Annotated in this window: 14 protein-coding genes; 9 read left to right on the forward strand and 5 right to left on the reverse strand. The window is 62.3% G+C overall.

Annotation, left to right across the window (positions count from 1 at the left end; all coding sequences use genetic code 11):
* The first annotated feature begins 112 nt into the window (after nucleotides 1-112).
* Both dtd and rpoD read left to right on the forward strand, forming a co-directional pair.
* On the forward strand, nucleotides 113-553 hold the full coding sequence (dtd, locus tag AC1DMY_RS12450) for a D-aminoacyl-tRNA deacylase (protein WP_477165262.1): 441 nt from the start codon (nucleotides 113-115) through the stop codon (nucleotides 551-553).
* Nucleotides 554-719: 166 nt separating this feature from the next.
* Entirely contained in the window at nucleotides 720-2,579 is a 1,860-nt protein-coding gene (rpoD, locus tag AC1DMY_RS12455) for an RNA polymerase sigma factor RpoD (RefSeq protein ID WP_477165263.1), read from the forward strand.
* Between the two features lie 225 nt (nucleotides 2,580-2,804).
* Here the strand turns inward: rpoD and AC1DMY_RS12460 are convergent, their stop codons facing one another.
* From AC1DMY_RS12460 to ftrA, 4 genes are all read right to left on the reverse strand, one after another.
* Nucleotides 2,805-3,179 carry a SnoaL-like domain-containing protein gene (locus AC1DMY_RS12460; RefSeq protein WP_477165264.1) on the reverse strand — a complete coding sequence of 125 codons (375 nt, stop codon included), beginning with the start codon at nucleotides 3,177-3,179 and terminating at the stop codon, nucleotides 2,805-2,807.
* 96 nt (nucleotides 3,180-3,275) lie between these two features.
* Nucleotides 3,276-4,880 (reverse strand): S10 family peptidase, encoded by a 1,605-nt coding sequence (locus AC1DMY_RS12465; RefSeq protein ID WP_477165265.1) that lies wholly within the window; start codon nucleotides 4,878-4,880, stop codon nucleotides 3,276-3,278.
* Between the two features lie 604 nt (nucleotides 4,881-5,484).
* A complete protein-coding gene (locus tag AC1DMY_RS12470; protein ID WP_477165266.1) occupies nucleotides 5,485-6,342 on the reverse strand; it encodes an EamA/RhaT family transporter in 858 nt (285 codons plus the stop codon).
* A gap of 96 nt (nucleotides 6,343-6,438) precedes the next feature.
* On the reverse strand, nucleotides 6,439-7,428 hold the full coding sequence (ftrA, locus tag AC1DMY_RS12475; protein WP_477165267.1) for a transcriptional regulator FtrA: 990 nt from the start codon (nucleotides 7,426-7,428) through the stop codon (nucleotides 6,439-6,441).
* 78 nt (nucleotides 7,429-7,506) lie between these two features.
* Between ftrA and AC1DMY_RS12480 the strand changes: the two genes are divergently transcribed.
* From AC1DMY_RS12480 to AC1DMY_RS12490, 3 genes are read left to right on the forward strand one after another with little or no spacing between them, the layout of a single operon-like run.
* Nucleotides 7,507-7,899, forward strand: coding sequence for a rhodanese-like domain-containing protein (locus tag AC1DMY_RS12480; RefSeq protein ID WP_477165268.1), 393 nt, complete (start codon nucleotides 7,507-7,509; stop codon nucleotides 7,897-7,899).
* 1 nt (nucleotide 7,900) lies between these two features.
* Nucleotides 7,901-8,365: an N-acetyltransferase family protein gene (locus AC1DMY_RS12485; RefSeq protein WP_477165269.1), complete on the forward strand. Its 465-nt coding sequence runs from the start codon at nucleotides 7,901-7,903 to the stop codon at nucleotides 8,363-8,365.
* Nucleotides 8,366-8,421: 56 nt separating this feature from the next.
* A complete protein-coding gene (locus AC1DMY_RS12490; protein ID WP_477165270.1) occupies nucleotides 8,422-8,727 on the forward strand; it encodes a DUF1272 domain-containing protein in 306 nt (101 codons plus the stop codon).
* A 24-nt stretch (nucleotides 8,728-8,751) separates the two neighbouring features.
* Here AC1DMY_RS12490 and AC1DMY_RS12495 read toward each other — a convergent pair whose 3' ends face one another.
* Nucleotides 8,752-10,083, reverse strand: coding sequence for an MFS transporter (locus AC1DMY_RS12495; RefSeq protein WP_477165271.1), 1,332 nt, complete (start codon nucleotides 10,081-10,083; stop codon nucleotides 8,752-8,754).
* Nucleotides 10,084-10,220: 137 nt separating this feature from the next.
* Between AC1DMY_RS12495 and cyoA the strand changes: the two genes are divergently transcribed.
* The 4 genes from cyoA to cyoD are packed head-to-tail and all read left to right on the forward strand — an operon-like array spanning nucleotide 10,221 to nucleotide 14,241.
* Nucleotides 10,221-11,204 carry a ubiquinol oxidase subunit II gene (gene cyoA / locus AC1DMY_RS12500; RefSeq protein ID WP_477165272.1) on the forward strand — a complete coding sequence of 328 codons (984 nt, stop codon included), beginning with the start codon at nucleotides 10,221-10,223 and terminating at the stop codon, nucleotides 11,202-11,204.
* Between the two features lie 46 nt (nucleotides 11,205-11,250).
* Nucleotides 11,251-13,224 carry a cytochrome o ubiquinol oxidase subunit I gene (gene cyoB, locus AC1DMY_RS12505; RefSeq protein ID WP_477165297.1) on the forward strand — a complete coding sequence of 658 codons (1,974 nt, stop codon included), beginning with the start codon at nucleotides 11,251-11,253 and terminating at the stop codon, nucleotides 13,222-13,224.
* 13 nt (nucleotides 13,225-13,237) lie between these two features.
* The gene (gene cyoC / locus AC1DMY_RS12510; protein WP_477165273.1) at nucleotides 13,238-13,858 is read left to right on the forward strand and encodes a cytochrome o ubiquinol oxidase subunit III; all 621 of its coding nucleotides are present in this window, start codon (nucleotides 13,238-13,240) and stop codon (nucleotides 13,856-13,858) included.
* Nucleotides 13,855-14,241, forward strand: coding sequence for a cytochrome o ubiquinol oxidase subunit IV (gene cyoD / locus AC1DMY_RS12515; protein WP_477165274.1), 387 nt, complete (start codon nucleotides 13,855-13,857; stop codon nucleotides 14,239-14,241). Before cyoC ends, cyoD begins: the two co-directional genes overlap by 4 nt.
* The last annotated feature ends 6 nt before the right edge of the window (nucleotides 14,242-14,247 follow it).

Genomic DNA, 14,247 nt, shown 5'->3' on the forward strand with positions numbered 1-14,247 from the left:
TGCCGCCCGCTTACGTTCTTCGCCCCAGGGCATGCTCTACCACTTTCGCAGGCTATGCGGCGGCGATAGTGAGGCCCTAAGCTTCCGCCGTCTCCGGCCGTTACCACTTTCGATGATCGCCCTGATCCAGCGTGTCCTGTCAGCCCGTGTCGATGTCGAAAACACCACCGTCGGAGCCATTGGCCCCGGCCTGCTTGCGCTGGTGGCGGTCCAGCCCGGCGACGACGAACCGCGCACCAGGCGCATGCTTGAACGCCTGCTGGGTTACCGCGTGTTTGCCGACGAGCAGGGCCGCATGAACCGCTCCCTGGCCGACACCGGTGGCGAGCTGCTGCTGGTCAGCCAGTTCACCCTGGCCGCCGATACGCGTTCGGGCATGCGTCCCAGCTTCACCAGTGCCGCCACACCCGAGGAGGGCCGCCGCTGGTTCGATCGGCTGGTGGAACTGGCGCGTGGAATGCATCCCAGGGTGGAAATCGGGCAGTTCGGCGCCCATATGGAAGTACATCTGGTCAACGACGGCCCAGTCACCTTCTGGCTGGAGACCCCATGATCGCCTTCATCCCGGCGCATCTCGACCAAACGACGAAAAAATCCCCGGAAGTTGCCGATTTGGCGCGATTTTTGCGTGTCGGCGCTGCCGATTTTCTTCCTTGAAAACTGGTCAAAAAAGCATCACATGGGTATACTGATCGGTTCCTGCATACGCGGCGGTAGGTATGAATAGCAAAGCTCCCGAGCAACAGTCTGAAATCAAGGCGCTCATCTCCAAGGGTCTGGAGCAGGGCTACCTGACCTACGCCGAGATCAACGACCACCTGCCCGACGACATTGTCGATCCGGAGCAGATCGAAGACATCATGGCGGTGCTCAAGGGCGTCGGCATTGAAGTGCACGATGCCGCACCCGATTCCGATCCGCTCTCGGACAACGCGCCCGGCGCGTCTACCGACGACGAAGCTGCCGCCGAAGAAGCGGTCGCGTTGCTGTCGGCTGTCGACTCCGAAGTGGGCCGCACCACCGACCCGGTGCGCATGTATATGCGCGAGATGGGTACGGTCGAGCTGCTGACCCGCGAGGGCGAAATCGCCATTGCCAAGCGCATCGAAGAAGGCCTGGGCCAGGTGCAGACCGCGCTCGCCAGCTTCCCGCTGACCATCGAGCTGCTGCTCGAGGAATACGACCAGCATCTGGACGGCAAGCGCCGCCTGAGCGAAATCCTGGCCGGCTTCGCCGACCTTGAAGAAGCCGCCGATGCGGCCCAGGCCGCCGCCGCCGACGCCGAAGTGGAAGAAGCCGACGCGGACGCCGAAGACGACGAAGAAGAAGGCGCGGCCGAGGAAGAAGAAGCCGGCCCGACCGGTCCGGACCCGGAAGAGGTCAAGCGCCGCATGGAGTTGCTGCGCGACTACTACGGCAAGTTCCAGAAGGCGGCCCCCAAGGCCACCGACATCAACGACAAGAAGGTCACCAAGCTGCGCGACCAGATGGCTGAGGAATTCCTCAAGCTCAAGCTGCCGTCCGCGCTGATCGACAGCTTCGTGCGCAAGCTGCGCGAAGTGGTGAACGACATCCGTCATCACGAGCGCGTGCTGATGGAGATCTTCGTCAAGCACGTGAAGATGCCCAAGGCTGAGTTCCTCAAGACGTTCCCCAGCAACGAGGGCAACCTCGAGTGGGCGAACGAGCTGGGCCGCAAGCGTCAGAAATGGTCGCCCAACATCAAGACCTACAAGGAAGCGATCGACGGCGAGCAGGAAAAGCTCGGCGCGATCGAGCACAAGCTGTTCCTGCCGCTGACCGACATCAAGGAAATCAACCGCACGATGTCGATCGGCGAGGCCAAGGCACGCCGCGCCAAGAAGGAAATGGTCGAGGCCAACCTGCGCCTGGTCATCTCCATCGCCAAGAAGTACACCAATCGCGGCCTGCAGTTCCTCGACCTCATCCAGGAAGGCAACATCGGCCTGATGAAGGCGGTGGACAAGTTCGAATACCGCCGCGGCTACAAGTTCTCCACGTACGCCACGTGGTGGATCCGCCAGGCCATCACCCGCTCGATCGCCGACCAGGCGCGCACCATCCGTATCCCGGTGCACATGATCGAGACGATCAACAAGTTGAACCGCATTTCCCGCCAGATGCTGCAGCAGTTCGGCCGCGAGCCGACGCCCGAAGAGCTGGCCAAGGAAATGGACATGCCTGAGGACAAGATCCGCAAGGTGCTGAAGATCGCGAAGGAACCGATCTCGATGGAAACCCCGATCGGCGACGACGAGGATTCCCATCTTGGCGATTTCATCGAGGACACCAACGCGTCCTCGCCGATCGAGTCGGCCACCGAAACGGGCTTGATGGAAACCGTGCGCGACGTGCTCGCCGGCCTCACCCCGCGCGAGGCCAAGGTGCTGCGCATGCGCTTCGGCATCGACATGAACACGGATCACACGCTGGAAGAAGTCGGCAAGCAGTTCGACGTGACGCGTGAACGTATCCGCCAGATCGAGGCCAAGGCGCTGCGCAAGCTGCGTCACCCGAGCCGCTCGGAGCAGCTGCGCTCGTTCCTCGACATCGACTGAGCACGCGCTGGTGCATTTGCGAAGAGCCCCGCGAAAGCGGGGCTTTTTGTTTGTGGGGGCTCACAGCGCGGCCATCACCTGTGGGAGCGCACCCTGTGCGCGACAGCCGGCGAAGCCGGCATGGCCTTGCTGCAAGATCCCATTGCACGGTAAGCCGCTAGGCCGCGTCGCGCACAGGGTGCGCTCCCACAGGGGTTACCGTTGCCACAGCGCCTGGCTACGGCCTCACCCACCCGCGTCGTAAAAAAACTGCTCCTGCACGATCTTGTCGTCCTTCACGTGGTAGACGCAGATCTCCTGCATGTTGACCCGGCCGTATTCCTTCATCGTCACATCCAGCGTCATCGCGACGCTGAACCAATTGCCGGCAATCAGCGGCTCGCTGACTTGTACGCCGTGCATCTCCGTCACGCCCGCCTGGAAGCGCTTGCCCTTCTCGAGGATGGCATCCAGGCCTTTGACGTTGCCGAGCGGGCCTTGCGCCATGCCCTCCGGTTCGATGCTCACGGCGTCCTTGGCATACAGCTCGTGCTGCGCTTCCTCAAACTGGCCGTGGCGGCACATGGCCACCAGGCGCTTGGCAACGGATTCGGTACTCATAGGGAAACCTCCGGCTGGCGAGGCCCGCGAGCGTAACGCCGCCCGCAGTAGCCGGATGTGAAGGTGCGCCGTTCATGGCGCACCCTCACGCGCGCATCAATGCTTGCCGACGTTGTCGGTTTCTCCGATGAAGCGCGCCACGTTGTCATGCAACTGCTTGAGCGAATCCTCGTGCGCGTAGACCATGTGCCCCGACGGATACCACGCATAGGAGATGTTCTTCTCCAGGTTCGCCGGGATCGGCATGTGGTGCATCTCGTAATCGGCCGCGAAGTACGGCGTGGCCAGATCGTAGTAGCCGCCGTTGAGCGAAACGCGCAGGTTCGGATTGGTCTTCATCGCCGTGGCCAGATCCGGCATCACGTTGGTCGACTGCTGCAGCGATTCGGTCGAGCCCGGCGCCTTGTGCGAGAAGTCCCAGTTGTCGACGTTCGCAAACAAGCGATAAGTCTGGTTTTCGCCAAACTTGAGCTGGCGTCGCACGTAGTCGTTGAAGGCCGCCACATAGGCCGAGCTGATCGCCGAGGACTGCGGATCGTAGTCGGACGACTTGCTCAGCGGATCGATCGACGGGCCGGAGAAGCGGCTGTCCAGGCGGCCGGTAGTGATGTCGCCATCGGCCTGCAACTCGTGCTCGAACATGCCGCCGTCGACACGCAGGTTGGCCTTCAACAGATAGGCGACCGGCAAGCCCGTGTACTGGTGCAGCTTCTGCGCCACGGCCTGCTTGCGCCCTTCGTCCAGGCGCGAGCCGGCCATCAGGGCGGAGGCGTATTCGTTCGTCGCGTATTGCTCTACTTCGCGCAGGAAAGGCTCCAGCGCGCCGGGCTGCTGCGGCAGTTTGTGGTGATAGAACGCCGTGGCGGCAAACGTCGGCAGGCCAACGATATAGGGCAGGTCTACGCCCGGGTTGTTGGCCGGACCATCGATGCTGCTGTCAAAGCTGAGGATCTGCGACAGCAGGATCACGCCATTGAGATCGACGCTGTTCTCGTTCTCCAAGATGTTGGCCACCACCGCCGAGCGCGTGGTGCCGTAGCTCTCGCCGAACAGGTACTTGGGCGAGTTCCAGCGGTTGTACTTGGAGAGGAACTGGGTGATGAACTGCGCGAAGGCATGACCATCGCCATCGACGCTATAGACCGTTTTCTTGCGGTCCTTCATCAACTCTTCGCGCTTGCCCTTGTCGGCGTCGTCGGCAATCAGGCGGCTGAAGCCCGCACCGGGCGCATCGATGAACACCAGATCGGAAACATCAAGCAGGCTGTAGTCGTTGTTCACCAGTCCGTACGGAGCGGCCGGCGTATGCGCGTCATCGCTGGTCACCACGCGCTTGGGACCAAACGCGCCCATATGCAGCCACACCGTGGCCGATCCCGGACCGCCGTTGTAAATGAAGGTGATCGGCCGCTTGCCCGGCTCCACGCCTTTCTTGAAGTACGCGGCGTAGAACATGCTGATCTGCGGCTCGCTCTCCTTGTCGCCACTGCCATGCAACACCAGCGTGCCCGCCACCGCCTTGTAGTCGATGCTCTTGCCCTCGACCTTCACCGTGCCCGAGGTTTCCGACGCCTGCGGCTTGAGCAGCACGGCTTCGGGCTTGTCCTCCGGCTTGTCCTTGTTGTCCTTTTTGTCATCGGCATGAACCGCCGTACCGAGCAACAGCGTGGCGAGCGCCACGACGAGGGGAAGCTTGCGCATGAAAGTGAAACCTCTGAACGAGCGCGGTAGCGCGACGCTCCAGCTTAGGTGCCGTGGGTGGGTGGTTTCATACGCCAGAAGTCATTGGCAGTGAAACTCTTCGACCAACCGCATTGTCGCGAGATCTCGCGATATTTTCCTAAGCGTTCCATCTGGCCAGATGGAAGCGTGAGGCAAGATTGACCCCTCACCCCAGCCCTCTCTCCGAAGGGGAGAGGGAGAAGTGCGGCGCACCGCGAAACCCAAAAGCCGATGCGAAGCGTGGCTCCGCTTTAAGTCCTCAGCGATTCGGGCGCGTTGCGCAGCGCTTTGCAGTACCCCTGTGTACCCTCGGAGGTTGTCCCACAACGACGCGCCTCAAGCGTTCGGGCTTATCCCAACACGATGCTGCGGGCGTTATCAGGCCATTCTCTTTGGGTTACTTTCGACGCGAAGCTAGTCCCGTGGGATCTCTTGGGCCAGCAAGAGAAAAGTGACTCGAACGGCGGCAGCCGTTCGAAACGCCCGCCGCGTAGGCGGCACGCTGGTGGTAGCGCGACAACCGGGCGCACAGTCGCTGGATTCCTGCCTTCGCAGGAATGACGAGCTGAGGCAACAGCCAGCGCTACCCCCAGGCGATAGCCCCAATCGCCCCCAACGCCAACACCACCCCCACCCCATTCACCCAACTCAACCTCTCCCGAAACGCCACCGTGCCCACCAAAGCCCCCAGCGCCACCACCCCAAGATTCATACTGGCAAACACCAGCGACGGATGATCCGGCAACGCCTGATGCCCCCGCACGTAAAACACGATATTGCCGAAGTTCGCCAACCCCAACAGCAACCCGGCCACCGCATCGCGCAAAGTGAAAAACGTGCGGTCATGCCAGCGACGCCACAACAAGATCGCCAGCGACACCACCAGCGCCAAAGCGAACATCGCCTGCAATGAAGCCGCAAACGGCGTACCCGCTGCCGCTACACGCTTGAACAGAATGTCGATCGCACCAAAACCGGCGAACACCACCAGCGGCCAAAGCCAGCTACGTTCGCCGTTGCCATGAGTTGCCGACGACGCGCGCCATACCATGCATGCAAGCGCGACCAGGCCCAGCGCGATGCCAAACCCCTTGCCGACACTCAGCGTTTCGCCGAACAAAAGGAACGCCGCCAGCAGCGAGATCAGCAGCGACAGACGCTGCGCGGCATCGGTACGCACGATGCCGGCACTGCTCACCGAAGCAGCAAGTGCCAGGAAGATCAGTGGCAACAACAGACCCAATCCGATGAAGCCCAACCAGGGCGCCTGCCCGCTGGACAACACGGACAAGGACGGACGAAACACCAGCATCGTGAGTACGCTGGTGGCGACGTAGTTCCAGGCAATCGCCTGGCCCACGTCCACTGATAGTCGGCGGGCGAGCTTCAGCAGCACCGACACCAGCACGCTGCAGACGACGCTCAGCAACACATAGACCATGAAAATTCCTTATGGGCGACACCGCGGTTCCGCTCCGCCGATATACCCGGTGATGATGTCAACTTTCCTGCGGTGCGCCGGCTGCACCGGGAAAGCTCACCGCTGCAGGGCGAATCGCTCGCGGTAGCGTGCCGGGCTCAGCTGCAGGTGCTGGCGGAAATGGTGACGTAGGGTATCCGCACTGCCGAATCCGCACACCTCGGCCACGCGGTCCACGCCCATCTCGCTGCCCTCCAGCAGCTCACGCGCGCGTCCGAGGCGCTCATGAGTCAACCACTGCTTGGGCGAGCATCCGGTGGCTTCCTCGAAGCGCCGCAAGAGCGTGCGTTCGCTCATGCGTGCGCGTTCGGCCAGCAGCGAAACGGGCTGCGGCTGGTCGAGGTGGCGACGCATCCATTCCAGCAGCTTGCCCAGTCCCGCCCCCTGCGCCGGCATCGGCGACTGGATGAACTGGGCCTGCCCGCCATCGCGATGCGCCGGCACCACCGCGCGGCGCGCCACGCTATTGGCCGCTTCCGCGCCATAGTCCCGGCGGATCAGGTGCAGCGAAAGATCCAGCGCCGCGGCGCTGCCTGCCGAAGTGAGCAGCTGTCCCTCGTCGACATAGAGCACATCCGGTTCGATGCGGATGCGCGGAAAGCGCTCGGCGAGCGCCTCGGCATAGCGCCAATGCGTGGTCGCGCGACGGTCATCGAGCAATCCAGTGGCCGCGAGGACGAACACGCCCGAGCAATACGACAGCAAGCGCGCGCCACGTGCATGTGCGGTACGTAGAGCTTCAAGCAGCGGCTCGGGTGGCGCTGCATCGACGCCTCGCCAGCCCGGCACGATGATGGTGCCGGCGGAGGCGAGCGCCTCGAGGCCGCCATCGGCCAGCACGCGCATGCCGCCGGCCGCGCGCATCGGGCCGCGGTCCACCGCGCACAGCCCGAAGTCGTACCAGTCGGCCAGTTCGGGCCGCGGCAGGCCGAACATTTCCACGGCGATGCCGAACTCGAACGTACACAGCCCGTCGTAGACCAAGGCGGCCACCTGCCGGTTGGGCGGTCCTGATGGATGCCCGGAACGTTTTGGCGGTTTCTTCATGGTGACTGGCATTCTTGCCAATGTCGGCGCAACGCGCCAGTGCCGATACTGACGCTGTCTTTCCACCGGAGTGAAGCCATGAGCAGCGTAGTGCAACGTGTCTCTCCCGCCGCCAGCGACGACGCGCTGGCGCATTTCCAGGCCCGTCTAGGCTTCGAAACCGATTGTGCCGACGTGTATTACGCGACCAACCATGAGGCGAAAGATTTCGTGCTGCTGGATGTGCGCACGCCGACGCTCTACGCCGCCGGCCACGTGCCGGGTGCGCTCAACCTGCCCACCCGCATGATCAGCGAGCAGCGCCTGGCGGAATATCCGCCCGATACGTTGTTCGTCGTGTACTGCGCCGGCCCTCACTGCAACGGCGCCAACAAGGCGGCGGTGAAGCTGGCCCAACTCGGTCGCCCGGTGAAGGAGATGATCGGCGGGCTCACCGGTTGGATCGATGAAGGCTTCGGGCTCGAGCGCTGATATGCAGCACGCCGTTGCAATCCGCCGAGCGCATCGTCTGGACGTGCACGAGCTCATGGAAATCTGCGCGGAGCATGCGGCGTTTGAACGGCTGCCGCATGTTCCCGGCGTGGGTTCCGCTGCGCTTGCCGACGCACTCGATGGCGATAGGCCGCCGCTGGTTGCGTGGCTCGCGTACAGCGACGACGTCGTGGTGGGTTATGCCAGTGCGACAGTGGATTTCTCCACGCTCGATCGTGCCAGTTATCTGCACATGGATTGCCTCTATGTCCGCGCGCGATGGCGCAACCACGCGATCGGGCGCCAACTACTGGAACTCGTGATCGCGCATGCGAGGGCGCTGCGATGCGCTTCCGTGCAATGGCAGACGCCCGCCTGGAACGTGGATGCCGCGCGCTTCTATCGAAGGTTGGGCGCCTGCGAATATGCCAAGTTGCGCTATGCCTTGCCGCTGGACCGTGCATGACATCGCGGGGCTGCCGCGAGCTGGCATGATCGGCACCAACCCGATTGGAGTCACCCATGCTTGATCTTCGACCGACCTGCGAGCATTGCAACAAAGCGCTGCCACCGGCATCGACGGAGGCCATGATCTGCTCGTTCGAATGCACCTACTGCAGCGACTGCGTGAAGCTATTGCAGAACGTCTGTCCGAACTGCGGCGGTGGTTTCACGCCACGGCCGGTTCGCCCCGCGCGGGACTGGAAGAACGGCAACTCGCTGTCACGCTACCCCGCAACATCGCAGGTGACGCACAAGCCCGTGTACCTGGTAAAACATGCCGCGCTGGTGGCCCAAGTGAGCGACCGCGCACCCGAGGAACGCTGATAGTCCAGCTCTCGTCGGCGACGGCTATTCGCGTGCTGCCAGCGCACGATTCACGCGCAGCGCCAGCAAAGTGCACACCACGCCCGACAGCAGATACGCACTGACCGCGGCCAGGCCGAAGCGCATCGACAAACCCAGCGCCACCAGCGGCGCAAACGCCGCACCGATCAGCCATGCCACGTCGGTGGTCAGCGCCGCGCCCGCGTAGCGCAGACGCACTTCGAAATTCGATGTCACGCTGCCAGCCGCCTGGCCATACGAGAATCCGAGCAAGAGGAAGCCCACGATGATGAAGGCGTCCTGCAACTCCTTGCCGCCATCCAGCATCCACGGCGTGGCCAGCGCGAACAGGCCGATAAGCCCAGCCGCCACGCCCAGCGTGGTGCGTCGGCCGATATGGTCGGCCACGTAGCCCGACATCACGATGCCGAAGATGCCCGCTACGCCGCCGAAGATCTGGATCAACAGCACCGAATCCACGGCCTGCGAGTTCTTGAGCACGATCCATGACAAGGGAAAGATCGTCACCAGATGGAACAGCGCGTAGCTGGCCAGAGCCGCGAACGCGCCGATGAAGATGTTGTAACCCTGCGTGCGCAGGATCTCGCCGATGCCGACGGGTTCAAGCTCGCGCTCTTCCATCGCCACCGTGTATTCCTCGGTCACCACCAGGCGCAGGCGCGCAAACAGCGCCACCACGTTGATGGCAAACGCCACGAAGAACGGATAGCGCCAGCCCCAGTCGATGAAGTCGTCCTCATCCAGGCTGCCATGCAGGAACAGGAACAAGGCACTGGCCACGATGAAGCCGATTGGCGCGCTCAACTGGCCGAGCATGGCGTACCAGCCGCGTCGCTCCGGCGGCGTATTGAGCGCCAGCAGCGAGGGCAGGCCATCCCACGATCCGCCTTGCGCAATGCCTTGCAGCAGACGGAACAGGATCAGCAGTCCAATCGCCCAGTTGCCGATCTGCTTGTAGCCCGGAAGGAAGGCAATGCCGGCAGTCGCGCTGCCCAACAGGAACAGCGCGATGGTGAGTTTGGTGCCGCGACTCCAGCGCCGCTGGAAGCCCATGAACAACGCGGTGCCGAACGGTCGCGCGATGAAGGCCAGTGAAAAGACCGTGAAGGCGTAAAGAATGCCATCCAGGTGACTGGCGAACGGGAACAGCACGGAGGGGAACACCAGCACGCAAGAAATACCGAACACGAAGAAGTCGAACTGCTCGGACGTGCGGCCGATGATCACGCCAATGGCGATCTCGCCTGGCGCCACCTTGGCGCGTGCATGCAACCGCCCGATGTCTTCGGCCGTGGTAGCCGGGGCGCCGCCGTGATCAGGGAAGGTGCTTGACATAGTCATTACTCACAAAGAAGGAATATGTCGCGGCCACACTATGGCACCGCCACGCCTCTCGCGTCACTTGGAATCTGCCCTGTTCCTGTTTCGCGCCGAAGGGCGTACCGTTTTCCACACTGGTTGCGCCGTCGGTCATGTCTATGAAGCTGCTGCGTGGACTGCTTGTCTCCGTCGTCTTCCTGCTTGCGGGTTGCCAAACCGTATTGATGGCGCCATCCGGCGACCTCGCGGTGCAGCAGCGCGATCTGATCATCACGTCGACGTTGTTGATGCTGTTGATCATCGTGCCGGTCATCGTGCTGACGCTGTTTTTCGCCTGGCATTTCCGCGCATCCAACAAGAAGGCTCACTACGATCCCGAATGGGATCACTCCACTATTCTCGAGCTGCTGATCTGGGCCGCACCGCTGCTCATCATCATTGCACTGGGCGCGATCACCTGGGTGAGCACGCACAAGCTCGATCCCTATCGCCAGCTCGAACGCATCAGCGCCAATCGCCCGGTACCGGCCGGTGTGCGGCCCTTGCAGGTGAACGTGGTCGCGCTCGACTGGAAGTGGCTGTTCATATACCCGGAACAAGGCATTGCCACCGTGAACGAGCTGGCCGCGCCGGTGGATCGGCCGATCCAGTTCAAGATCACGGCGTCCACGGTGATGAACTCGTTCTTCATACCCGCGCTCGCCGGCCAGATCTACGCCATGCCGGGCATGGAGACGCAGCTGCAGGCGGTGATCAACGCACCCGGCGAATTCAAGGGATTCTCCGCCAACTACAGCGGCAACGGTTTCTCGGGCATGCAATTCGTCTTCCAAGGCGTGACGGAAGAAGGCTTTGCGCAGTGGGTGGCGAAGGCCAAGGCCAGCGGCGGCGATCTCAATCGTGATGCCTATGTGAAGCTCGCGGCGCCGAGCGAGTACGACCCGGTGAAGTATTACGCCACGGTGGAGCCCGGCCTCTATCGCGCCATCCTCACGCACTGCGTGGACCCGGAGAATCCCTCGTGCATGACGCGCGTCGACCTGAGTCCGCACGAGACCGGTGAAGGCGCCGCTGTGTCGCCATCCGGCCAGGCCAGCGGCATGGCCGCCATGGCAACCCAACCTCATTCCGACTGATCCGGTGGTGTCCACGATGCTTTCCCATCCTGACCTTGCCAAGCTGATCTTCGGACGACTGTCGATCGATTCGTTGCCGCTGCACGTGCCCATCGTGATGTGGACCTTCGTGGTGGTAGCCCTCGGCGCGATCGCGTTGCTCGGCGCCATCACCTACTACAAGCTGTGGGGCTATCTGTGGCACGAATGGTTTACCAGCATCGACCACAAGAAGATCGGCATCATGTACATGATCCTGGGCTTCGTGATGCTGCTGCGCGGCTTTTCGGACGCGATCATGATGCGCGGCCAGCAGGCGGTGTCGTTCGGCGCGTCACACGGCTATCTGCCGCCAGAGCACTACGACCAGGTCTTCACCGCGCATGGCGTGATCATGATTTTCTTCGTCGCGATGCCGATGGTGACGGGGTTGATGAACTTCGTGATGCCGCTGCAGATCGGCGCGCGCGACGTGGCGTTCCCCTTCCTCAACAACTTCAGTTTCTGGATGACCGTGGCCGGCGCGATGCTGGTGATGAGTTCGCTGTTCATCGGCGAATTTGCACGCACTGGCTGGCTGGCCTATCCGCCGCTGTCCGATATCGTGTCCAGCCCTGACGCAGGTGTCGACTACTACATCTGGGCGCTGCAGATCGCAGGCGTGGGAACCTTGTTATCGGGCATCAATCTGCTCGTAACCATCGTGAAGATGCGTGCGCCAGGCATGACGCTGATGAAGATGCCGGTGTTCACCTGGACGGCGCTGTGCACGAATGTGCTGATCGTCGCGGCCTTCCCCGTGCTCACCGCCGTGCTGGCCATGCTGGCGCTCGACCGCTATGCAGGCACCAACTTCTTCACTACCGAGCTTGGCGGCAACGCCATGATGTACGTGAACCTGATCTGGATCTGGGGCCATCCTGAGGTCTACATCCTGATCCTGCCGGCGTTCGGCATCTTCTCGGAAGTCACTGCCACCTTCAGCCGCAAGCCGCTGTTCGGCTATGCGTCGATGGTGTACGCCACCGTGGTGATCACCGTGTTGTCGTACCTGGTGTGGTTGCATCATTTCTTCACGATGGGTTCGGGTGCCAGCGTCAACTCGTTCTTTGGCATCACCACGATGATCATCTCGATCCCCACGGGCGCGAAGATCTTCAACTGGCTGTTCACCATGTATCGCGGCCGGGTGGAGTTCGAGTTGCCGATGATGTGGACCGTGGCGTTCATGGTCACCTTTGTGATCGGCGGCATGACCGGCGTGCTGCTGGCTGTGCCGCCAGCGGATTTTTCGCTGCACAACAGCCTGTTCCTGATCGCGCACTTCCATAACGTGATCATCGGCGGCGTGCTGTTCGGCCTGTTCGCCGGCATCACCTATTGGTTTCCGAAGGCGTTCGGTTTTCGGCTCGATCCGTTCTGGGGCAAGTGCTCGTTCTGGTTCTGGGTGTCGGGCTTCTATTTCGCCTTCATGCCGCTCTATATGCTCGGCTTGATGGGCGTGACGCGCCGCCTCAGCCACTTCGACGATCCGTCCCTGCAGATCTGGTTCCTGATCGCCGCCTTCGGCGCCTTCCTGATTGCCCTTGGCATCGCCTGCAACATCATCCAGTTCATCGTGAGCTTCAAGAACCGCGAAGCGCTACGCGACGTCACCGGTGATCCATGGGGTGGTCGCACGCTGGAATGGTCCACCTCCTCGCCGCCGCCGAAATACAACTTCGCCTTTACGCCACGCATCCATGACCACGATGCGTGGTGGATGATGAAGAAGTACCGCTGGCAGCGCCCGCTAAGCGGCTACCTGCCCATCCACATGCCGCACAACACCGGTGCCGGCTTCATCATGGCCGCGCTGAGCTTCGTGTTCGGCTTCGCCATGATCTGGTACATGTGGCTGCTGGCCATCGTCGCGTTCGTGGCACTGCTGCTGGTGGCGATCGGACACACGTTCAATTACGACCGCGAGTACTACATCCCGGCCGACGAAGTCAGCCGCATCGAACAGTCCCGCACGGATCTACTGGCCAGCCATGTCTGATATGACCACTTCCATGACACCAGGCAGCGGCGGCCGCACGGAGCAGCTGCTGTTCCACGAGTCGGCCGATGTCCACCCGGCCAACGGCACGCTCCTGGGTTTCTGGATCTACCTGATGAGCGACTGCCTGGTGTTCGCCTGCCTGTTTGCCGCCTACGGCGTGCTTGGGCGCGAGTACGCCGGCGGGCCTACCGCGCAGGAAGTGCTGGAGCTGCCTGCGGTCGCGGTGAACACCACGCTGCTGCTGCTTTCGTCGATTACCTACGGTTTTGCCGTGTTGGCGATGCAGCGCAACCGGCAGAATCCGATGCTGGTGTGGCTGGTGATTACCGGTTTGCTGGGCGCGGGCTTCATCACGCTGGAGCTGCGCGAGTTTGCGCATCTGATCTCCATCGGTGCCGGGCCGCAGCGCAGCGCTTTCCTTTCCTCGTTCTTCACCCTGGTGGGGACGCACGGCCTGCACGTGACCTGCGGCCTGATCTGGATGGTGGTGCTGATCACCCAGGTGCTGCGAAAGGGCTTGATCACCGCCAACAAGCGACGCCTGTTGTGCCTGTCGATGTTCTGGCACTTCCTGGACGTGGTGTGGGTGGGTGTCTTCAGCTTCGTCTATCTGATGGGAGTGCTGCCATGAGCGCGCATGACGAATTGCACGCCCACGACGATCACGGTCACGACGACGACCTGGGCATCCATGCCACTTTCAGCGGCTATATGACCGGCTTTGTGTTGGCGGTGATTCTCACCGTCATTCCGTTCTGGCTGGTGATGGCGCATGTGATCACCAAGTCGAGCACGGCCGCGGTGATCATCCTCACCCTGGCAGCCGTGCAGATCGTGGTGCACATGATCTACTTCCTGCACATGAACGCGAAATCGGAAGGCGGCTGGAACATGCTGGCGCTGGTGTTTACCATCGTGCTGGTGGTCATCACGCTGAGCGGGTCGATCTGGATCATGTATCACCTCAACAGCAATATGATGCCGTCGATGATGGATCCGTCGAACCTGCCCTGACGATCC

This window comes from Dyella sp. 01L423 (assembly GCF_056399945.1).